Source organism: Terrisporobacter glycolicus ATCC 14880 = DSM 1288, assembly GCF_036812735.1.
GTDB classification, from domain to species: domain Bacteria; phylum Bacillota; class Clostridia; order Peptostreptococcales; family Peptostreptococcaceae; genus Terrisporobacter; species Terrisporobacter glycolicus.
In genome coordinates this window covers 1,721,136-1,742,416 of the sequence record NZ_CP117523.1, presented here as the reverse complement: position 1 = coordinate 1,742,416, position 21,281 = coordinate 1,721,136, and the positions used below count along the sequence as shown (strand labels likewise).

The following is a 21,281-nucleotide window of genomic DNA, read 5'->3' as shown; positions in this document are numbered from 1 at the left end:
TTTTTAATTTACAAAAAAATAGTACTCTTTAAAGAGTACTATTTTTTTTATATATTTATGAATTTATTTTTCTACTTACTAAACATTACACTTTCTCTTTCATCAGCTTCTCCAAGAAGCAAGTTTGTAATATCCGCATCAGATTTTATATTCCATTTATTATCTTTCTTAGTTAAGTTAATTTGTCCTGTTCTAGTTTCTGCTTTGCTATTTTTAATTTTAGCTTCTAAACTTTTTTCCACATCAGATTTTTTTACATCTTTTCCAACTAGACTTTCTTTCATGCTGGCTTGCATAACTTCCAACAATAAATTGCTATAATTAGGTGCTTTTACTTCCACTTTAACAGTTGCACTGTCTTCATTTACTTTTTCAGATACTACCTTAGCATCTATCTTTGAAAGATACATTTTTAGCGATCCATCTAAATTTTTGCTTTCTTTATTTGATTCACTAGATTTGTCAGATGTTTTGTTAGTTGTTGATACTTCACTAGTTGCTTCATTTAGTATTTCATCTGAAAGTGTGTTTTCTATAAGCTTTTCAGCTTCTTTGCTATCACTTTTCTTTATAGATGAAAAATATGTGTTTACCACATCTGTTGGCGTTTCAGTTTTACAACCAGTCATCATTATCGGTAAAAATAGCATAATCATAAGAAAAGTTAATACGTTTTTTTTCATTTGTTTTATCCCCTTTGTTCTTTTTTATTCTATTAGTCATTTCCCCTAATTTTGTTGAATAATTTGTATATATCTATTTTCTTCTATAACAGTGTAACATTTTTCTTATGTATAAATTGTTATATTATGGTGGATAAAACAAGAAATTATAGACTTTTTTTCTTATTATTTGATAAAAATAATCTAATTCCAAACTTATTAAATATAATTTGACTTAATTCAAAATTAATTTATTTTCTATCTTTATTTTCTCTTTTTGCTTTTGCTTCCTTTTTTAATTTTGTAAAGTCCACATCTACAAATTTACCTTCTTTTATTTCTACTGCATTCATATTTATTTTAAACTGTCTTTTGTAATCTCTAATTGTTCCTAAATTTTGATTAGTAACTATTGATATGGCAGTACCTTTTTTATCTCCTCTAGCACTTCTACCACATCTGTGTAGATATTCGTTTTTGCTAGGTGGAAAATCTAAGTTGAATATATGACTAACATCAGGTATATCTAGTCCTCTAGCAGATAAATCAGAAGAAACCAAAATAGTTGCTTTTCCATTTCTAAAAGAAGTCATTGCATTTTTTCTATCTTCTTTACTCATTTTACCTGATATACATACAGCTTTGTATTTATGGTAGTTTAATTTTTCGTTAATAACTTCTATACTATCTTCGTCATTTACGAAAACTATTGCTCTCTTAGCCTTAGCACTAGATAATGCCTTTCTAAGAATTGTGAACTTTTCTCTTCTATCACCATATATGTACATATGGTTTATTTTTGGATTTATAGCTGACTGATCATTAGCTTTTATAATTTCCATATCCTTCATCATATAATCGCAGAAACTCTCAGACTTTTCGTCTAAACTAGCTGTAAATCCTAAAAGTTGTCTATCTCTTAAAGTAGTTTTTATTATTTTTTCAACAATTCCTTCTCCTTTACCACTTACTAAACTATCAACTTCGTCTAGTATTATAGTCTTTACATCGTGTACTCTAAGTTTTTTTTGTTGAATTAAATCAAGAAGTCTACCAGCAGTTCCTACTACTATATGAGGCTTCATTGCTTTTATGTTTTTAATTTGTTTTTGGATGTTAACTTCTCCTATTATAGCAAAAGTAGTTACATCCATATTAGAGTTTTCTGCTAATAACTTAGATTGGTTAGCTATTTGCATTACTAATTCATGAGTAGGTGCAAGTACTAAAACTTGTGTCTCTCTCATTGTTATGTCTATTTTTTCAAACATTGGAAGTAAGTAAGCTAGGGTTTTTCCACTTCCAGTTTCACTATTTACTAGTAAGTCTTTATTTTCTCTTATTTTTTCTATTGTTAATGACTGAACCTTTGTTGGCTCTGTTATATTTTGCTTTACTAGTCCTTTTATAAGTTTTTCATTTATTACCAATTGATTAAATTTTTTCATTTGTTGCTCCTTTAAATATAGTTATCTTCTATTATACACTCATATAACAAAATATGTCCATGTCTCCTTTTCTTGCTATAACTTATTATGTCCAAATATTTACCTTGCTAAAAAATCAAAAGGCATATATTTTCCAAATTAGAAAATACACGCCTTTTGATTTAATTTCATTTTTAAATTAAACTCTATGCAACTTGAGATATTTTTTCCGTTTCTTCACTTTCTTCTAAAACACCAAGTTTTTTTGCAACCATTTTAGTAGTACTAGCTTGTACTATTAAAGTAACAAGTATTGTCATAAACACTACTGATGATATTATTTCGTATCCTGGAATTTTCATAGAAACTATTATTCCTGATAGGGCCGCTGGTATAACTCCTGTTTCCCTAACCCACATCATAAATAATCTATCTTTAAAAGTCCAGTTTGCACTTTTGTCAAAAGCTGTACATATTAAAACTACAAGTGGTCTTGCTACAAACATTAATACTAAAGCCATTAATAATGATGGTGCCCAGTATGTTGCAAGAGCTCCTAGGTCTACTTGTGTTCCAAGTACTACAAATATTGCCATACGACACATTGTACTTACACTTTCTGAAAAATGTTGTACTGATTGGAAGTCGTATTCTGGTATCCATAGTCCAAATAATTTTCTGTTTCCAGAAATTAAACCTGCTATAAACACTGCCATATATCCACTACCACCAAGCTTAATTGCTATTTCATAAGCTAGGGCAACTTTTAGTAAAGCCATTATTGGTGCATAAGAGTGGAATACTCCTATTTTTTTGTCTGACATAAATACTGTTAATAAGTATCCTATTACTACACCTACACCAATACCTACACCTGCTGATACAAGTAATTCTTTTACACTAGCACCAACAGAAAATTCACCACTAGTTAATACTCCTAATAATGTAGAAACTAATATAGCTCCCACTGCATCATTAAACGCTGACTCACTCACTACTGTTTGTTTTATTTTATCTTTTATAGTAACTTGTTTAAAAACTGGTATAAGAGCCGCTGGGTCAGTTGATGCTACTACTGATCCTAAAAGTAACGCTGTTACTATTGGAAGTCCAAAAACTTTTCCTGATATTACACCTACTACAACAGCTGATACTATAACCCCTACTGTTGCTAACATACCTACACTTATCTTAACCTTATTTAGTACTTTTAAATTTATTTCTTTTCCACCTTCAAACAATATGAATGCTGATCCAAATGTTAATATAAGGTTATTTTCCACTGGAAAAGATTGTACACTTATTATGTTTAAAACTGCTGGTCCTACTATTATTCCTGCTATTAAATAAAGTATTACATCTGGAATTTTTAATATTTCACTTAACCTTCCAAGCACTATTCCTGTAATACCTATTGTTGCAAATATTAAAATTAAATTATTAGTTGCAATTGCTTCTACTGTACTTTCCATATCTTTTTCTCTCCCTTTTCTTCATTGACAATTGCTAATTATATTCCTTTAATTTGATTAAGTCAATAAGAAAACTAAATATTTTCACCAATTTTTTCCTGGTATTTACAGTATATTTAGTAATTTTTTACAATATTTTCAAATATTTACCAATAAAATGTATAGATTTTTTAATTATAGTAAATACAAGGTAAAACCCAAGTTAGACTTTTCAAAATATTTTTAATAAATAGTTTTTCCTTTAGGATTTCACTATTCAATATATTCGTAGATCCAATGTCTCCAAAGAAAATATTTCGATTTCTTATCATTTCAAGTAAATTTACTAAAGATAAATTTTTATACGTCGTACACTTATATTGAATTATATTAAAAGGTATTTATTAAATAATAGGGGTGAATATATGAATATTTTAAATATAAATAGTGCTAATACTCTGTTAAAAAGTTACAACAGTAGTTCTTTTAAAAAAATACAAATTAATTGTGCTAACAATAAAAACATAGATATATCATTAAAAGAATTACATGTTATTAGTAAAGGTAAACATTTAGCTATAGAAAACTTAGATGCTACATACAATTCCAGTATAAATAAAAAGCTCCAGGAGTCTTTAGAACGCAAATTATCTCAACTTAGCGAAATAAAAGGAATGATTGAAAATAAAGATAACAAAAATGACGAAGGTGAAAAGGTTAAAGTCGATAAGCCTATTAAAGTTATCGAAAAAATTAAAAATAAAAAAGAAACTTCATCTGATGAAGAGGAAACTTTACTTAGTAAAGGACAGCTTACTCTTCAAGATATAAACAAAAAAATATCTGAAGCTCATATTGAGTTAAAGGACACTAAAAAGTTGGCTAAAGAGTTAAGTAAACAGTCAGAAATAATTGATGACAAAATATCTATGTATAAAAAAACATACGGTAATGATATATTCAAAATTGCTGAAAAAGAAGTAATTTTGAAAAAAGTCTACGATATTCGTAACAATCCATTAATCAAAGAATTAAAGAGTACTTTTAATGAGGTTATAGAACTTGAATCGCAATTAAAAGATCAATTATCTTCTAAATAAACTAGAAGTGTTAACTAGTCTTAAAATTTACGTTTAGTGGCTAATCTGCATATTTAGAATAAAGTTATACATCTGTAGATGTATAACTTTATTTAGTATCCTTGGCTAACAATTTTCTTATTGTTAGCTAATGCATATGTAGTTGTTTTTATCATAGAATTAGCAAATTCTATAAACTCTTCCTTTTCCAAACCCACTCTTTATACTTTCTGATAACTTGGAATGCATCCCCATAAAAACCTCCTGTTTGTCTAAATATTCTTAAATATCTGTGGTTTGTCTGCTATCAATTCTATTTTTCCACATTCAACGCAGACATAGCAAGAAACATTACTTACTTTTTCCGTCTCAAAAATACCTTTTTTCTTATACCATAGATAGGGCCATGTTGAAACAGCTCCAGTGGCAAAATTTACCTTCTTCATTTCATTTTTACACTTTGTACACTCCATATTATTTAATTCCCCTTTACTTATACATTGATTTAATTATTATAACAAATACATGAATTATTTATATGTCACTAAATCATTACTAAAAGTACTGTTCTTCTTATCATTGATAAATTCATCATTAAATAAATCACTATTGTCTCCCAATCCATTATTTACAGTATCAATACCATGCTCTTCAATAATAGTTTTCTTGTTTGAGTATAAATTAGTTCCAAGACCTAATCTATCTCCATCGATCTCCACTCCCAAAGTTGAAAGAATTGTAGGGAACATATCAAATGGTGCAAACTGTCTATTCTTCACATTATCAGTAGTTACAGGAGCATTTAGTATTAAATTAACTATAGTTCTTTCATAATTTGGATCAAAGTCATTAAAGAATTTTTTGTCCATACTTGGATGGTCACCAGTTATAACTATTGTAGTATTTTCATAGAATGGCTGTTTTTGAATCCATTTCACAAAATCAACTGTTTCTTTTGTAGAATAAGAAATAACATTTGCATATTGAGAATCATGTTTTTTCTCAGCTTTTTCTGATAAATAACCATCTGGGAAATGAGTATCCGCTGTTTCCATTGTAAAATTAAATGGTTTGTCTTCCTTAGAAAGTCTAGTTATTTCATTTTTTGCATACTCATAAAGCTTGTCATCTTCAAATCCCCACCATACATAATAATCTTTAGGTATTAAGCCTTTTTTCTTTGCCGCTTTATAATCAAATATATTAAATTTGCCATGGCTTGTAAAATAAGTTGTAAGTCCTCCAAAATCTGCATCTGCTCCAAACATTATTGTTTGATTGTAACCTTGAGCATGTAAAATATCTCCTATACCAACAGCTCCAGGTAAGAAACTGCCATCTTTTCCATAAGAGTTACGCCCCATAGGAATTTTTAATGGAAGTCCCATATCCATATTTATCATGGCTGCCACTGACCACTCAGAAGCATATGTAGTATGAGGTCCACCAAACTTATCCGTATTAGAGAATGATAAACCTTCTTTGTAAAGCTCCGTTAGTTCAGGCATTAAGTTTACATCCATATATCCGCCTAAATCTTTATCTAAATATGAATTTTCCACTGATTCTAAATAAATATGAATTAAATTTCTCTTTTTATTTGGAAAAGTCATTTTCACATCCCTAGGGTTCACATAATTATCAGCTAGATATGTGGATGAAGATAAATAAGCTTTGGCAATTTTTTGAAGTTGCAATTTGTTAATACCAAAACTTGCTCCACCTACCAAAGTAACAATTGATAAAAGTATAGATATAATTCTCACTCTTTTTTTATTTAAAATAGTTTTCTTTTCATTATTTTTATTAATTAGGAAAACATTATATTTCCAATTAATAAAAATTAAAAATGGTATGGTACAAATAACAATATTTAATACTGGTGATTTAAGTATTTCCTCTGTCATACCAAATTCAGTTCCTTTAAGTGGTGCTTTTAAATTAAATAGGAGTTGTTCTGGCGTTATTTTACCGAAAAATTCCACATACCACGTTGAGAAAAATACAAAAACAAGACCTAATATAAAACCTAATACTAATAAGGTTTTCACTATGTAATCTCTTTTCCTAGATTTATCCTTATCTTTTACAAAGATAAGCTTTCCTTTTGCAATTATACTTATTATTATGATAATTATTATACATATTATTAATTTGCCTAAAAATCTCATAAACACCTCCTATATTTATATAGTATATAAACTTTCTCCAATTATATATAATATAGTATTTTGTATGCTTATGTCCTATTTAATTGAATAATTACGAAATCTTAAAGAAGTATAAAAAATTTAAGTACTTAAAACTATGATTTATTACCTACTCTTACAAATTAATTTATAAAAGTTTTATTTAACTTTAATATAAATTCTTCTTCTATTATATAAGTAGAAAGTGAGCTCACAAAATTCGCAAAGCTCATATTGCCAACGATGTATCTTTGCTAGCGCTTCAGATAAATCCGTTGCTAAAAAAATTTAAGGAGGTAATAATATGGCAGTAGTTTCAACACCCAATGCTTCATCTGTAAAGGTTAAATTTGATCATGGTACAGATTTAAATGGAGACAGAATAGTAAAAACTAAGACTTTTTCAAGTATAAAATCAGGTGCTTCAAATGAAAACATTATGGCTGTAGTTAATGCCTTAGTAGATATGCAACAGCATACTTTAAGTGGCACAAACAGAGTGGACAACTCTTCTTTATCAGAGTAGTAAATTAATTTAATTTTTAGGAGGTTAAAATATGGATGAAAAAAAACTTGTAATGACTTTTAAAAATGCTTTAGGAAATAGCTTTTCTGTCACTGTTGAAGATCCAAGGGAAGACCTTGGAGAACAGGAAATAATAGATACTATGAACTTAGTAAAAGATAAAAATATCTTCCAGCCCAAGGGATATGACATAACAACTTGTGTATCTGCTAAAGTGGTTGATTCTAAAACTACTGAGTACGATTTAGAAGTGTAGTTTGAGGTGATATATATGGATAATATTCAATCTATTATTGCAAACCTGGGTTTTCCCATTGCAATTTCACTTTATTTGTTAGTGAGAATTGAAGGAAAGCTGCAAGGTTTGACAGATAGTATAAATGAGCTATCCAACAATATTATTAAGATGAATAGATAAAGCAAATTTCACATTTATATTAAAGGGGTGCACATTTCTGTGTACCCCTCTTTATTATCTATTATTTACATTTCAGTTTTATTGTTAATTATATTTCTTAATGATTCTAGTACATAGTCCATATCTTCCACTGTATTAAAATGTCCAAAACTAAATCTTACAGTTCCATTTGGAAAAGTACCCAAAGTTTTGTGAGCAGATGGAGCACAGTGAAGACCACTTCTTGTTTGAATATTATAAGTCTTGTCCAACTGATGACAGACTATGCCGTTGTCTAAATCTTTAAAATCAATACTAACTACAGCAGTTCTATTTTCTATATCTTTTTTACCTATTAATAAGCTTTCATCTATAGATAAAATGCCATCTATAAATCTTTTTGTTAAATACATTTCTTTTTCATATATATTTTTAATTCCTACTTCTTTTAAGTATTTTAAAGATGCGTTTAGGCCATATATTCCAGGAATATTGGCAGTTCCACTTTCGTATTTATCTGGCATGTATGTAGGCTGAACTTCTTCTTCTGAAAAACTTCCAGTCCCTCCTTCAATAAGAGAATCTACTAAAGGCACAATCTCATCTCTAATTAAAAAGCCACCTATTCCCTGTGGACCAAGAAGGCCTTTATGACCAGTAAAGCATAGTATATCAATATTATTTTTTTTCATGCTTATATCTACTATTCCAGCAGTTTGAGCACTGTCCACAATAAAGATTATATTATTATCTTTACAAATTTGACCAATCTCATTTATAGGAAGTAACGTTCCGCAAACATTAGATCCATGAGTCATAACTAATGCCTTTGTTTTTTCGGTTATGGATGATTGAATATCCTTTATGTTTATTTCACCTAATGAATTGCAAGGTATTTTAGTAATTGTAACACCTTTTTTGCTTAGGGAGCTTAAAGGTCTCATAACAGCATTGTGTTCCATAGAGGATACTATAACGTTATCCCCATGGGAAAGAAGTCCTTTTAGTACCATATTTAAACTAGCTGTAATATTAGCAGTAAATATTGCATTTTCAGGTTTATCAAAATCAAATAACTCACATAATAATTCTCGAGTTTCATAGACTATGTTTTCTGCCTCATAAGAAGATGAATAGGCCCCTCGATTTACGTTACAACCAATATTATTTATATAATTAATTATAGAATCACCAACTAAAGGTGCTTTTGGATAAGATGTAGCTCCATTATCACAATAAATTTTTCTCATAAATACCCTCCTATTATTATCTCTCAAATTTAATATAGCACTCTTTATATATAAAAAGGTTATAGATTTTTTCTATAACTACCACCATAATATTGAATCTTTACATACTGCCTCAAAACCATTTATTTCCTATTTTATTGTGATACCATATTAATTGAAATAATTTGTAATTTTAGGAGGGTAGTATATGAAAGAAAAAAGAAATATTATTATCGGGGGAGCTATTATAGGTTTATTAGCTGTAATTTCTGTGCTTTTAGGTAATCCAAAGAATATGGGGATTTGTATAGCCTGTTTCATAAGGGATATATCAGGTTCCCTAGGACTTCATAGGGCAGAAATAGTGCAATATACTAGGCCAGAAATAATGGGGATGATACTGGGAGCATTTATAATAGCTGTTACTAAAAAAGAATTTGCATCTCGTGGAGGTTCTTCACCTTTTATTAGATTTTGCTTAGGATTTATGATAATGATTGGGGCACTAATGTTTTTAGGTTGTCCTACAAGAATGGTACTTAGATTAGCAGGTGGGGATTTTAATGCCATATTTGGTATAGCTGGGTTTGCTGTAGGTATAGTGATAGGAATAGTATTTTTAAATAGGGGATTCTCATTAAAAAGAAATTATAAACAAACTAAGGCGGAAGGATATATTCTTCCAATTATAAACGTAGTTCTATTCGTAATGTTAATTACATCTTCTACATTATTAATATTCTCAAAAGAAGGACCAGGTTCACAACATGCACCAGCTTTTATAGCTCTAGGTATAGGTCTTGCAGTTGGTATTATATGTCAAAGAACTAGACTTTGCATGGTTGGTGGAATAAGAGACTTAATATTATTTAAAGATTCATACTTAATACTTGGATTTTTAGCAATGTTGGTAGCAGCTTTTGTTGGAAATCTTGTATTTGGATTTTTTACACCAGGATTTGCTGAGCAACCAGTAGCTCACAATGATGGATTATGGAATTTCTTAGGTATGGTAGTTGTTGGATGGGGCTCAATTCTTCTAGGTGGTTGTCCTATGAGACAATTAGTACTAGCTGGAGAAGGAAATATTGATTCTGTTGTTACAATCCTTGGGCTATTAGTAGGCGGCGCATTTGCTCATAACTTCCAATTGGCAGCTTCTCCAAAAGGTCCAACTCCAAATGGACAAATAGCAGTTATAATCTGTTTTGTTGTTCTTGGCTTAATATCATACTTTAGTTCAGAAATAGGAAAAGCTAAAGTTAAAGAGAAGGGAGATGTTAAAGTTGGGTAAAAAAGTAGATGCAAGAGGATATTCTTGTCCTCAACCAGTTCTTATAGCAAAAAAAGCATTGGAAGAAAACAGTTCAGGTGTAGAAGTATTAGTTGATAATAATACAGCTTGTATGAATGTGAAAAGATATATGGAAAACGCTGGCTACAATGTAAGCATAGAAAAATTCGAAGATGATGACTTTATAGTAACGGGTACAAAATAATATGAAATACTTTATTACATTTTTTACTCATTCTGGAGCAATTAAGTTTTCTAGATTGCTTAATAGAAAAAACATTTCAAACGAAACATCGCCAGTTCCTAGAAAAATAAGTTCCAATTGCGGTATAGGAGTAAGTTTTACATATGAAGATGATGTTGAAGCATTATATATAGAAGATATTGAAAGAATTTATCATGTGTTAAGTGATAAATATAGTCTGTATAAAGATTTTGATGAGTCTTAAAATAAAGATAAATAGGGTTTGCCAATAAGAGTGTGTAAGTAATTTTTTATATTGAGACTGTCCTTAGATTTGTGTAAATATAATATGTATACTAAAGGGAGTATAGATAGATTTGTTTTTACACAAATCTATCTATACTCCCTTTATAATTAAACATTTATGTTAATACTTATAGATATAAACCCATTTATACCCCAAAAATCTACCTGCAACTGGGTTTATAGGACATTTAATAGCTTTACAAGCTCTAAAAGGTTCCCCTAACTTACATATATAACGCCCTTCATCTAATTCAAAAATTGGTTCCATACTTTCTTCTATAATTGTTATACATTTTCCTTCTCTAGAAAAATAATTTATCAACTCATCAGTAAATTCTCTATCTGTAGTAATTGGATTACTTGGCTCAAAGTATAACTCATAATTATAATCTTCATTATTTTAATGGAACTTTAAACTCACTAATTACATCTTTCTCCTGTTTGCTCTTATCTATAACTTGTATCAAAATATATTTTGAGTCTTTTGAAATAGGCTCAAACTTATCATATTCTATCGTTCCTAAATCACTTTCTAAATAATAGCTAAAAGTAAGATTGTCTAAAAATTTACCTTTATCATCATAAGCCAATATATATGGATGGGGAGCATCACGTGGAACATCCATCTCTATCTCTGTAGTATTTGGTGTTAAAAGTATCTTATTTAATTTAAATTTATTATTTTCTAAATTTGGTTCATAAGCTATATTTTTACTATCATCCTTTTTAACAGCTATGTTATAACTCCAATTACCTTTTACAATCTTATCTCCTTCCTTAGATGTATATCCTCTGAGTTTTGATATGTTAATACTTAAATTAAATCTTGGTGTTACATCAACACCTTTTTTTACAAGGGGCATTAAATCGATACACTGAATTATTGCATATGTGTTTTTATCTATTTTTTTGCTTACAGTATTATCAACTTGTAATTTTTCATTACTAAAACTAGCCATTACATCCCCATCATTTTCAGCATCATTTAAACGGATACGATCCATATCATCTAATTGCCTATTTTCCGATTCTAATAAATAGCTTATATATATGTTACTTCCGTCACAGTAAGCCTCTTGTACTGTAATTCCTATATCTTTGTTTATAACTTTTTCATTCAATGCACTTCCATTTTTGCTATTAATATTCTTGATAAATGGTTCTTTCTCTGATAAATCTTTGTCTTTTTTCAAAGTATTTATTATATTTCCTAAAAAAGGCACCTTATCTGCTAATGCTGGATTTAAAATAGTCACTCCTAAAAATATAACAACAGTAGCTGCTACTGATAAACATGCATTTTTAATCCTTTTTTTCTTTATATTTTCTTTTCTAATTAAATTTCTTGCTTCATCTATTTTTGTATTTACACAATTTGGGATTGAATTATCATCTAAAAATTTATTGTTTTTGTTCATTTTCATACCTCCTTATCTCATAGCAAAGCTTTGTCTTAGTTTTATTTTAGCCCTTGATATTCTGGACTTTATAGTACCCTCTGGCTCTTTTAATATTTCGCTTATTTCCCTAGTATTAAACTGCGATATATAATAAAGAGACACAACTAACTTTTGTTCTTTTGATAAATCATTTAGCATATCTTCTATTTCAATTTTACTTAAAAACTCTTGTACATATCCTTCTTCTACATAATCATCTAATATTACTGTTTCTTTATTTTTAGAGATTATATCCTTGCATTTATTGATTAATATTTTAGTTAACCATGTTTTAAAATATGAATCATTCTTAAGAGACTTTATATTTCTATAAGCTGCTATTACTGTTTCTTGTATGGCATCTGCTACATCTTCATCATTATTTAATATAGCTCTTCCTGCCTTATACAATGAGATTTTATTTATTTCCATAAGATTAAAGAAGGCTTCTTCATCTCCTTTTTTGGCCTTTTTGATCAAATTTTCCATTATTTCCTCCTGATTTAATATGTACATATTACTATTCAAAATTTTGATTTATTTCTTTTTCACTTATTAGACTAGTGTTTTTCCCTATATAGTTGCATTCATTTTTAATTAATCATATTTATTCTAGCTCCCAGGTTATATTTTTGAGATTATTTTCTATTATATATTATTTAAGTGTATACATATGGAGATAATGTTGAAATATAAAAATAAGGTAAATTATAGTAGGTATAATTCACCTTATTTTTTATATCTGTAATTACTTAGCATACAAGTAAATTATGTTATAATTTATTTAATGTTATATGATTTTTATATTTACCTAAGAGGGGGATAATATTATGATTACCATTTCATGGGAATTATTTTTCCAAGTACTAAACATTGTATTGTGGACTTCTATACTATTTATAGGATATAAGCTTATTTGCCATTTCAGTGACTTTTTATGTAAAATAGTAAAAAAATAATTTGAAATAGCTACTCATATTGTAATGAAAAAAATAAACCCTATATCTTAATTTACTATAGTATTTAAGATATAGGGTTTATTTTACAAGTAATTAAAGTATTAATATCCTTTTAAAAATTACGCTCTGTTTAAATATAATGTTGAAAAATCAGGTAGTTTTATTCATTTTCACGTCTTCTCTTTTTATTTTTTACAAGCCCAAGTTTTACAATTCTCACAGCTATTTTTACCTTGGCACAATCCCTTTTTCTTTTCTCCTTTTGGATATTTTAACTCTCTTGGATAAAAGGACCAACCTATAAGTGCTGTAACAGTTTTTTCTGGACTTAACATATAATTTTCATTTACTTTAATTTCTGAATGGATTTTTAAAAGATTTATAATCTTTATTTGGTTTTTCAAGTCCAAATCTCCATATCCAGGGCTAAATCTAGGTGTAGCATATAGCCCTTTTGTCATATTTCTCTGTAAAAGATGCTTATTAAACTTATCTATTAGTTCTTCTACTGTATAAGACCCTAAAATATCTGAAACTGTGCTCTTATAGCTTTCCCCATTTTCCATGCATATTTTACTGTAATCTGGAAGACCATTCCCTATAGTTGCACAGGCTATGGTTATCTTGTGGCATTTTTCTAACCCTTCACAAATATATGAACTTTTTATAATTATTGGTTCTTCATCTTTTACATCTATCACTATTTGACCATCACTTATATACTTTATATTAAGGTCTTTCCAATACACCTTTGGATGAATATAATTTTTAAGTTTTTTTACTTCTTCTTTTGAACCTTTTAACTCTTGTATACTGTCACAAACCCTTTCTATATCTAAAGGAATTGTAATAAAATTACTACTCATTATAAGCAGCTCCTTCTTCAAATAACTCTCGAACTAAATCTATATCCCCCATTGGAAAAATGTGTACCCCATTTGTTATTTTTCTTAATTTATTTAAAATTTCCCTTCCTATTTCTAATGATGCAATACGCCCTTTTTCTTCTATTCTATTTATAAATTCATTTGGTACATCTATGCCCGAAACATTATTGTTTAAATACCTTGCAAATTTTGCACTTTTAAGTGGCATAAATCCATAAAGTATAGGTATATCTATATTTTTAGTAGCATTAATAAATTTTTCCAACTTATTTATATCAAATATAGGTTGAGTTTGAATAAATTCTACACCAGATTCTATTTTTTTATGAAGTTTTTCTACTTCTTTTTCTAAATCATCAGAACCTGGATTTGCAACTCCTCCTATTAAAAAATTAGCACTACCTTCTATAACATCTCCCTTTTGATCTAATCCACTATTTAAATTTACAATGGTTCTTACAAGTTCAATTGAGTCTAAGTCAAATACCCCTTTTGCATTAGGATAATCTCCTGCCTTTGGGTCATCTCCAGTTAATGCTAAAATATTGTTTATTCCTAAAGCACTTGCTCCTAATAATTCAGATTGAATAGCTAAAATATTTCTATCTCTACAAGAAAAGTGGAATATTGGTTCTATATCTAGTTTATTTTTTATTAAATAACCTAAAGATATAGGACTTATTCTCATTTTAGCCATTGGATTATCTGGAATATTTATTGCATCAATATAATCCTTTAATGGATAAATACTGTCATATGCCTTTTGTAAATTTAACCCCTTTGGTATGTCTATTTCCATCGTTACAGCAAATTCTTTATTTACAAGTTTTTCTCTAAATGATTTTTTCATCTTCGCTCCTACATTCTATTAATTTCTTTATTAGCTTAACTGCGCCTACCGCATCTTCACTATATCCATCTGCCCCTGATAATCGTGCATAATCCTTAGTTACTACAGCACCACCTACAATAATCTTGATATGAGGTAATTTATTTTTGATATATTCTATTGTATTTGGAATTTCTATCATTGTCGTTGTCATTAAGGCACTAAGTCCTATAAAATCAGCATTTTCATTTATAGCTGCTTCTAAAAATTCTTCCTTTGAAACATTTTTGCCTAAATCAACTACCTTATATCCATATGTCTTTAACATAACCCCTACCATATTTTTACCTATATCGTGTACATCGCCTTTTACAGTTCCAATTATAATAGTACTTTTTCCGTTTAAAGATTCATTGTCATCTAAATATTTTTCAAGTAATGTAAATGTATTTTGAGCCACTTCTGCACTAAGCATAAGTTGTGGCAAATAATACTCTCCTGCTTCAAATTTCTCCCCAACTATATTTAATCCTGGAATTAATCCTTCATTGATGATTGTAATTGGCGATATTTCTTTATCTAGTAATTCTTGTGCAATATTAGTAATTTCATGAGAACCTCTTACTACTAAATTCTTAACTGTTTCTATAGATATACTTAATTTATCTATTTCTTCTTTTTTAGATGCTTTTATATTTTTTGCTATATAGTTTTCAGCATTTTTATCCCTGCCTGCTAATAATGCTGATGATTCCCAAGTATCTATAATATTTTCTTCAAGGGGATTTAAAATAGCTAAATCAAGCCCATTTAAAATAGCCATAGAAAGGAAAGATTTATTAATCTTATTTCTATTTGGGAGACCATGAGAAACATTACTTACTCCTAAAACTGTATTTACACAAAGTTCTTCTTTTATCTTTTTCAACCCTTTTAAAGTCTCTATTGCTGCATGTGTATCTGTTCCAACAGTTAATGCAAGAACATCTATATATATATCTTTCTTTGATATATTATATTCTTCACATTTTTTTACTATTTTTTTAGCTATTTCAAGTCTTGTTTCTATATCATTTGGCACTCCGCTTTCATCTAATGTCAAACCAATTACCCCTGCACCATACCTTTTAACTAGAGGTAGTATAGTATCTAAACTTTCCCTTTCTCCATTTACAGAATTTACTAATGCCTTTCCATGATAATTTTTAAGTGCTGCTTCTAAAACAATTGGATTTGTAGAATCAATTACAAGAGGAACATCTATATTTTGTTGAAGAATATAAATTGCATTTTCCATAGTAACTTTTTCATCAATTCCATGAGTCCCTATATTTACATCTAACAAATGAGATCCCTTATTTATTTGTTCGTATGCTTCCTTTTGTAAAATTCCAAAATCATTATCCCTTAGGCTTTGTGCTAATTTTTTTCTAGCTGTAGGATTAATTCTCTCACCTATTATTTTAGGAAGATAATTATCTCCTATCTTTACAACCTTTTCTCTACTTGCCAAAGTACTTATTTCTTCATTATTTCTACTAGGAATATTAACGTTATCTAATGTACTTATTAATGCTCTTGTATGTTTTGGACTACTACCACAGCAAGAACCAAATAATGTCATTCCTAAATCAAAGTATGGCTTGATATCATCTATAAAGTCATTATCATTAAGTGGATAATGTACACATCCATCTTCAAATACTGGTAGACCTGCATTTGGCTGAACTAAAACCGGTAATTTTGTATTTATACATAATTCTTTTACTACTGAAAATAACTCTGTTGGCCCTCCTGAACAATTTGCTCCAATAGCTGATGCTCCTAAGCTTTCTAGTATAACTGCTGCACTTGATGGACTTGCCCCTGTTAATGTTCTTGCCCCTTCATAGGTAAGACAACATATTACAGGAATATTGCAAACATCTTTTGCTGCTAAAAGCGCTGCACGAATTTCTCCTAGGTCACTAAAAGTCTCAAGAATAATAAAATCTGGTTTTCCTTTGGATAGTGCATATATTTGTTCTTTGAACACTTCATGCAATTCTTCAAAAGACTTATCTCCTAGTGGCTTCATAAACTGTCCTGTTGGCCCTACTGACGCTGCTACATATTTATTTTTTTTGACTGCTAGTTCTCTTGCAATTTCTACCCCCTTTTTATTTATTTCATATACTTTTTCACCTAGTTCATATTCACCTAGCTTAATTCTATTTCCACCAAATGTATTAGTAGTAATTACATCTGCTCCTGCTTGTAAGTAAGCCTTATGTATTTCCCCTACCTTTTCTGGGCTAGATATATTCATAAGTTCTGGGCAATCTCCTGGATTTAATCCTCTTTCTTGAAGCATTGTTCCCATTGCACCATCAAATACAAGTACTTGTTCTAATATATTTTTTTGCATTGTGTCACCCCTTCTTCACACTAAAAATTTCATACCTTCATCTCTTAATCAGTATTGATAAGTATGTCTCTTGCTCAAATTTATCAGTTAAAAATTAAAAAAGGCCTTCTCTAGATAAGTAGAGAAGGCCTCAGAATATACACACAATAATAATGCAGGCTTCTTCTTATCTTTCAGAACAAATTGTTCTGTTGGAATTGGCACCTTTTCAAACAAATAGTTTGATGGTTGCCGAGACTTCACAGGGCCATTCCCTCCGTCTCTCTGGATAAAAAGTTTCGTATATTTAATTTTTGGTTAAAATAATACTATATCAATATACATAAATTGTCAATAATATAATTAATTTTTTTATTTTAAATTTATATTTTTAATACATTTATAACCTAATAATTTAATATGAATTTATATAAATCATTTTCCCACTAATTTTTTTAATTGTAGCTCTGTCATTCCATATTTTATTCTAAGCTGATTAATATTTTTGCCGTTATATGTTCTTGCAATTTCTCTGTTTCTATCTCCCATAGTTACTCTGTGGTAGACTGGTATGTACACATTACTTCCTCCATACAGTTTACTTAATTCCAAAAAATTCTCCATTCCTATAATTTCCACCATTGTATGTAAGTTATAAGGTATATCATCCATTAAAATATTCATAATTTCTCCCCTTTTTATATTAAAATATATTTTAAATTATTTTCTACTAGGTATTATTTGGATTTATATAGCTTTTTAGTCTGTAGTTATTACTTCGTTCACTGAAAGTTATAATATTGTCTTTTGCCATTTCCACAAGTCTACTTCCCACAGCCTCGTCCCAGCTAATTATTTCTTCTATGGTTTTTTCTGTTGAAATAATTAGAGGCATGTTTTTTAAATATCTACTATTTATGATTCTGTAAATATAATTAAGATCTGCTGCTGTAATTTTTCCCTTCAAAAAATCGTCTATAAAAAGAACTCTTGGATTTAAGTACTTGTTCATTTCTCGTATGAAATTCTCCTCATCAGTTACACATTGTTTAAGATTCATCATCATGGAATTGTACTCCACGTAGCGACAGCCCACATTTTGATTTATTAAATTGAGCATGGCAGCTATTCCCAAATGTGTTTTTCCTGAACCTGGGCGACCACAAATTAAAAGAGATGAATTATTATCTGCAAAATCATTACAAAATTTAAGTGCCTGATGTCTTGCCTTAATTTGATATTTCTTTTCACAATTATAAGAGCTAAAGGTTTTTTCCTTAAAAGCTTCACTTAACCCGCATTTTTTCAATTTTTCTAGTGATTGTTTTTTAGCTAAACATTCACATGGTATGGCAACTTCACAGTCATGGTTGTTTTTCTCAAATATGTACCCAAAGTCTCTGCATTTTTCACAATCATAGTTATCTTCCACAGTTTTGCAGCTTTCCATTAGCTTTTTCATTCTTTCAAGTAGTTTTGCATCCATCTGCTCCCCCCTACACTACTCCCAGCTTGGTCTCAAGCTCTTTAATTTCTTTTAACATTTCCTCGTCAATTTCTTCATCATAATCCTCATGATTTTCTTTATTCAAAAGCTCTATTTCCTTAGCTTTGTACTGATCTAGGGTAAATATTTTATCATTTGTCCATTTTCTGATTATGCCTTTTAAGTAAGATGGCGTTACAACAGACTTATTAATACATATTTCTATGGCTTTGTTAAAAAGGTCTGCCTCAATTTTTTCTGATATTTCAATAAACCAGTCTCTACTTGCTGGATAAATAGGCCCTATATTCGCTTCATAAAGTTTAGTGATTTTGCTTAGATTTTTATTGGCAGTTTTCGTTTTTTTATTTTTGTCACTTAAATAAGTTACACATGCTTTTTCTTTGTTTTTGTTTTTATCTATTTCTTTTTCTATCTCTTTGTCTATATCTATATCTTTCTCTAGCGTTTCATTTTTGTTACCATGTGTTTCATCAGCGTTACATACTGTTTCATTTTTGTTACAGTGTGTTTCAATTTCTTCTATTGTATTATCTTTTTTATTTTCTCTGTGTTTTCGAACGCGTTTAGTAGTTTTATCTTCACTACCTGTTAATTCAAAAGCCTCCAAAAGTACATACTCACTTTCACTTACAGATTCTATAAGGTTTTGACTTTTTAAATAGTCCAATGTTTCTTTTACTCGCTTTGGATCTTCATCTATTTCAAGTGCTAAGTCTTCTGCAAAAGTATCTTCCACATATTCAAATATTAATTTGTTGTCATTTTCCAAAGATAAAGCAAGTAACTCCAAATATATAAGCACCTTTTCGTTTCCATTTTCACTTTGCTTTAGCTTTTTCACTGATTTTTGTCTGAAAAAATTTCTTTGAACTTTTAACCAATAATATTTTTTCCCCATTTTCTTCTCCTTAGTTTAATAATTTTATATCCTCATTTTTAATTACATTTTCATCTATTAATAAAGCTTTAAATACTTCTCTTCCTCTTGAGTTAATCATAGTTTGTATTCCACTATGGTTATGTTCTGTTGTATAAAATCTGAAAGTGAAGTAGTCCATAACATGACCATAAGGTTTAAGATTGTCTGAGGCATCTCTGTAACAATAATTATTAAGAAGTAGCCAGCTGATAAACAAGTTTTCCCTAATACCTATTATCTTTGCTGTGTCTCTAAAGTTTGTAGATAAATTAATAGAGCTTTTTTGACTTTTGTGTGTGGAAGTTCTTGTAGTAGGATAAGTTTCAGTATTACCCTTTGTAAATGGTGATGTGTTTTGATTTTTCATTTTATCTTTTAGTTGTATCAGTCTAGCAATAAGTGCTTCTGGTGAGTTAAATTTCTTTTCCATTTCAATAAAATGCTTTCTTGCTTGTCTTCCTCTTTCACTTCTTTGAATCATACAAATTTCCTTTGCCATGTCTATTTTCAATATATAATCTGTTTGATTTTGAACTCCTCCAGGGGTGTCACATTTTTGTGTAACCCTTTGATAATCTTCATCTTCCTCAAATCCATATTCCAACATTCTAAGTATCCATACCTTATATCTTGTTTGAATATGTAGGTATTGGTGCAAGTCTCTGGAGCTTATAATTACCTCCTCTTTTTCATTCATTGTTACTGGTACTAGTTGCTGTATGTTGCGCATAGTTTCCATAATTTTTCCTCCTTAGTTTTTAGAAATTATATAAAAAAAACTGCCATACTAAAAATTAATATGACAGTTTTTTGATGATATTTTAATTATTTGATTTTCTAATTGGCATATCTATACATAATTCGTCTGCTATTTCAGAATAATAAAGTTTATTTTTGCTTACTCTAGAGTTTTCTATTAAATCTTTTATTGTATAGTTTTTCATTTTGTCTTTTGTTTGTATATTTAAATTTTTTAATTGTGCTAAACTACTTTCTTTAATCTTTTGTGCTTCACTATTGTTTTTATCATTATTAAGTATTTTATTGCAGTAATTAATAGATTTTAGATGTCTTCCTAATTTTTGATAAAGAAGTGCACATGTTATTAGGTAGCCGCTATCATGTGCCAATGTATCGAAAAATGATAAGTAAATTTTTAAAGATTCTTCAAACTGTTCATTTTTCAATAAATCTTCTGCTTCTCGTAGTTTTTTATCTACTTTTGTTTTTAACTTAGAAGTTTGATTTTTATAAAGTTCTTCATATTCACCTAGTTGCTTAGCTGATTTATCATTTACAGCAGCTTCATATTCATCGTAAGACATATCTACTTCTAAAAATTTTAATACACTGTCCAAAGTTTCTTTTTTAACTAGCTTTTTATAGTTTTCTATGATGTATATATTTGTTACGGAAACATTAGCTTGGACTGATAATGCCTCTTGAGAATAACCTTTGCTTATTCTTATTTTTCTTAAGTTCTTCCCCATAATTACTTTATCCACCCTTTTTATATAAAGTTTATTATAAATAAATTATAATTAATTTTTTTTAAAATGTCTCGGTAGAAAATCGGTAGATTTATAATGATGACCATAAAAATAATAA

The 21,281-nt window shown here is 29.0% G+C and carries 24 protein-coding genes and 1 riboswitch; of the genes, 7 read left to right on the top strand and 17 right to left on the bottom strand.

Annotated elements, in window-relative coordinates:
• Positions 1–71: 71 nt before the first annotated feature.
• From TEGL_RS08615 to TEGL_RS08605, 3 genes are all read right to left on the bottom strand, one after another.
• A complete protein-coding gene (locus TEGL_RS08615; RefSeq protein WP_018591219.1) occupies positions 72–683 on the bottom strand; it encodes a hypothetical protein in 612 nt (203 codons plus the stop codon).
• Positions 684–913: 230 nt separating this feature from the next.
• The gene (locus tag TEGL_RS08610) at positions 914–2,110 is read right to left on the bottom strand and encodes a DEAD/DEAH box helicase (protein ID WP_018591220.1); all 1,197 of its coding nucleotides are present in this window, start codon (positions 2,108–2,110) and stop codon (positions 914–916) included.
• Positions 2,111–2,295: 185 nt separating this feature from the next.
• On the bottom strand, positions 2,296–3,561 hold the full coding sequence (locus tag TEGL_RS08605; protein ID WP_018591221.1) for a cation:proton antiporter: 1,266 nt from the start codon (positions 3,559–3,561) through the stop codon (positions 2,296–2,298).
• Positions 3,562–3,965: 404 nt separating this feature from the next.
• Here TEGL_RS08605 and TEGL_RS08600 point away from each other — a divergent pair, with 404 nt between their 5' ends.
• Entirely contained in the window at positions 3,966–4,640 is a 675-nt protein-coding gene (locus TEGL_RS08600; RefSeq protein WP_018591222.1) for a hypothetical protein, read from the top strand.
• Positions 4,641–4,891: 251 nt separating this feature from the next.
• On the opposite strand, the gene TEGL_RS08595 is transcribed toward TEGL_RS08600, so the two are convergent.
• Positions 4,892–5,092: a hypothetical protein gene (locus TEGL_RS08595; RefSeq protein ID WP_018591224.1), complete on the bottom strand. Its 201-nt coding sequence runs from the start codon at positions 5,090–5,092 to the stop codon at positions 4,892–4,894.
• A gap of 57 nt (positions 5,093–5,149) precedes the next feature.
• Positions 5,150–6,790 carry an LTA synthase family protein gene (locus tag TEGL_RS08590; protein ID WP_018591225.1) on the bottom strand — a complete coding sequence of 547 codons (1,641 nt, stop codon included), beginning with the start codon at positions 6,788–6,790 and terminating at the stop codon, positions 5,150–5,152.
• A 322-nt stretch (positions 6,791–7,112) separates the two neighbouring features.
• Here TEGL_RS08590 and TEGL_RS08585 point away from each other — a divergent pair, with 322 nt between their 5' ends.
• From TEGL_RS08585 to TEGL_RS19795, 3 genes are read left to right on the top strand one after another with little or no spacing between them, the layout of a single operon-like run.
• Positions 7,113–7,334, top strand: coding sequence for a DUF1659 domain-containing protein (locus tag TEGL_RS08585; protein WP_018591226.1), 222 nt, complete (start codon positions 7,113–7,115; stop codon positions 7,332–7,334).
• Between the two features lie 31 nt (positions 7,335–7,365).
• On the top strand, positions 7,366–7,590 hold the full coding sequence (locus tag TEGL_RS08580; protein ID WP_018591227.1) for a DUF2922 domain-containing protein: 225 nt from the start codon (positions 7,366–7,368) through the stop codon (positions 7,588–7,590).
• Between the two features lie 15 nt (positions 7,591–7,605).
• Positions 7,606–7,752 carry a YvrJ family protein gene (locus TEGL_RS19795; RefSeq protein WP_018591228.1) on the top strand — a complete coding sequence of 49 codons (147 nt, stop codon included), beginning with the start codon at positions 7,606–7,608 and terminating at the stop codon, positions 7,750–7,752.
• 65 nt (positions 7,753–7,817) lie between these two features.
• Here the strand turns inward: TEGL_RS19795 and TEGL_RS08575 are convergent, their stop codons facing one another.
• The gene (locus TEGL_RS08575; protein ID WP_018591229.1) at positions 7,818–8,981 is read right to left on the bottom strand and encodes an aminotransferase class V-fold PLP-dependent enzyme; all 1,164 of its coding nucleotides are present in this window, start codon (positions 8,979–8,981) and stop codon (positions 7,818–7,820) included.
• Between the two features lie 187 nt (positions 8,982–9,168).
• On the opposite strand from TEGL_RS08575, the gene yedE reads away from it, so the two are divergent.
• The 3 genes from yedE to TEGL_RS08560 are packed head-to-tail and all read left to right on the top strand — an operon-like array spanning position 9,169 to position 10,703.
• Positions 9,169–10,254 carry a YedE family putative selenium transporter gene (yedE, locus tag TEGL_RS08570; RefSeq protein ID WP_018591230.1) on the top strand — a complete coding sequence of 362 codons (1,086 nt, stop codon included), beginning with the start codon at positions 9,169–9,171 and terminating at the stop codon, positions 10,252–10,254.
• Entirely contained in the window at positions 10,238–10,459 is a 222-nt protein-coding gene (locus TEGL_RS08565; protein ID WP_018591231.1) for a sulfurtransferase TusA family protein, read from the top strand. Before yedE ends, TEGL_RS08565 begins: the two co-directional genes overlap by 17 nt.
• A 1-nt stretch (position 10,460) precedes the next feature.
• On the top strand, positions 10,461–10,703 hold the full coding sequence (locus tag TEGL_RS08560; RefSeq protein WP_018591232.1) for a DUF3343 domain-containing protein: 243 nt from the start codon (positions 10,461–10,463) through the stop codon (positions 10,701–10,703).
• A gap of 162 nt (positions 10,704–10,865) precedes the next feature.
• On the opposite strand, the gene TEGL_RS08555 is transcribed toward TEGL_RS08560, so the two are convergent.
• From TEGL_RS08555 to TEGL_RS08505, 11 genes are all read right to left on the bottom strand, one after another.
• Positions 10,866–11,066: a hypothetical protein gene (locus tag TEGL_RS08555; RefSeq protein ID WP_018591233.1), complete on the bottom strand. Its 201-nt coding sequence runs from the start codon at positions 11,064–11,066 to the stop codon at positions 10,866–10,868.
• A 73-nt stretch (positions 11,067–11,139) separates the two neighbouring features.
• Positions 11,140–12,162 (bottom strand): DUF4179 domain-containing protein, encoded by a 1,023-nt coding sequence (locus TEGL_RS08550; protein ID WP_018591234.1) that lies wholly within the window; start codon positions 12,160–12,162, stop codon positions 11,140–11,142.
• Positions 12,163–12,174: 12 nt separating this feature from the next.
• Positions 12,175–12,672: an RNA polymerase sigma factor gene (locus TEGL_RS08545; protein WP_018591235.1), complete on the bottom strand. Its 498-nt coding sequence runs from the start codon at positions 12,670–12,672 to the stop codon at positions 12,175–12,177.
• A 655-nt stretch (positions 12,673–13,327) separates the two neighbouring features.
• Complete coding sequence (locus TEGL_RS08540; RefSeq protein ID WP_018591237.1) at positions 13,328–14,008, bottom strand: hypothetical protein; 681 nt, start codon at positions 14,006–14,008, stop codon at positions 13,328–13,330.
• Positions 14,001–14,879: a methylenetetrahydrofolate reductase gene (locus tag TEGL_RS08535; RefSeq protein ID WP_018591238.1), complete on the bottom strand. Its 879-nt coding sequence runs from the start codon at positions 14,877–14,879 to the stop codon at positions 14,001–14,003. The genes TEGL_RS08540 and TEGL_RS08535 overlap by 8 nt, the downstream gene beginning before the upstream one ends.
• Positions 14,863–17,265: a homocysteine S-methyltransferase family protein gene (locus tag TEGL_RS08530; protein ID WP_018591239.1), complete on the bottom strand. Its 2,403-nt coding sequence runs from the start codon at positions 17,263–17,265 to the stop codon at positions 14,863–14,865. Before TEGL_RS08530 ends, TEGL_RS08535 begins: the two co-directional genes overlap by 17 nt.
• Before the next feature lie 163 nt (positions 17,266–17,428).
• A riboswitch (SAM riboswitch) is annotated at positions 17,429–17,540 on the bottom strand.
• A 139-nt stretch (positions 17,541–17,679) separates the two neighbouring features.
• Entirely contained in the window at positions 17,680–17,928 is a 249-nt protein-coding gene (locus TEGL_RS08525) for a Mor transcription activator family protein (RefSeq protein WP_018591240.1), read from the bottom strand.
• A 46-nt stretch (positions 17,929–17,974) separates the two neighbouring features.
• Positions 17,975–18,730 (bottom strand): ATP-binding protein, encoded by a 756-nt coding sequence (locus TEGL_RS08520; RefSeq protein ID WP_018591241.1) that lies wholly within the window; start codon positions 18,728–18,730, stop codon positions 17,975–17,977.
• Between the two features lie 10 nt (positions 18,731–18,740).
• Positions 18,741–19,652: a phage replisome organizer N-terminal domain-containing protein gene (locus TEGL_RS08515; protein WP_018591242.1), complete on the bottom strand. Its 912-nt coding sequence runs from the start codon at positions 19,650–19,652 to the stop codon at positions 18,741–18,743.
• Positions 19,653–19,662: 10 nt separating this feature from the next.
• The gene (locus tag TEGL_RS08510; RefSeq protein WP_018591243.1) at positions 19,663–20,412 is read right to left on the bottom strand and encodes an antA/AntB antirepressor family protein; all 750 of its coding nucleotides are present in this window, start codon (positions 20,410–20,412) and stop codon (positions 19,663–19,665) included.
• A gap of 82 nt (positions 20,413–20,494) precedes the next feature.
• Positions 20,495–21,163 (bottom strand): helix-turn-helix domain-containing protein, encoded by a 669-nt coding sequence (locus TEGL_RS08505; protein ID WP_018591244.1) that lies wholly within the window; start codon positions 21,161–21,163, stop codon positions 20,495–20,497.
• Positions 21,164–21,281: the final 118 nt, after the last annotated feature.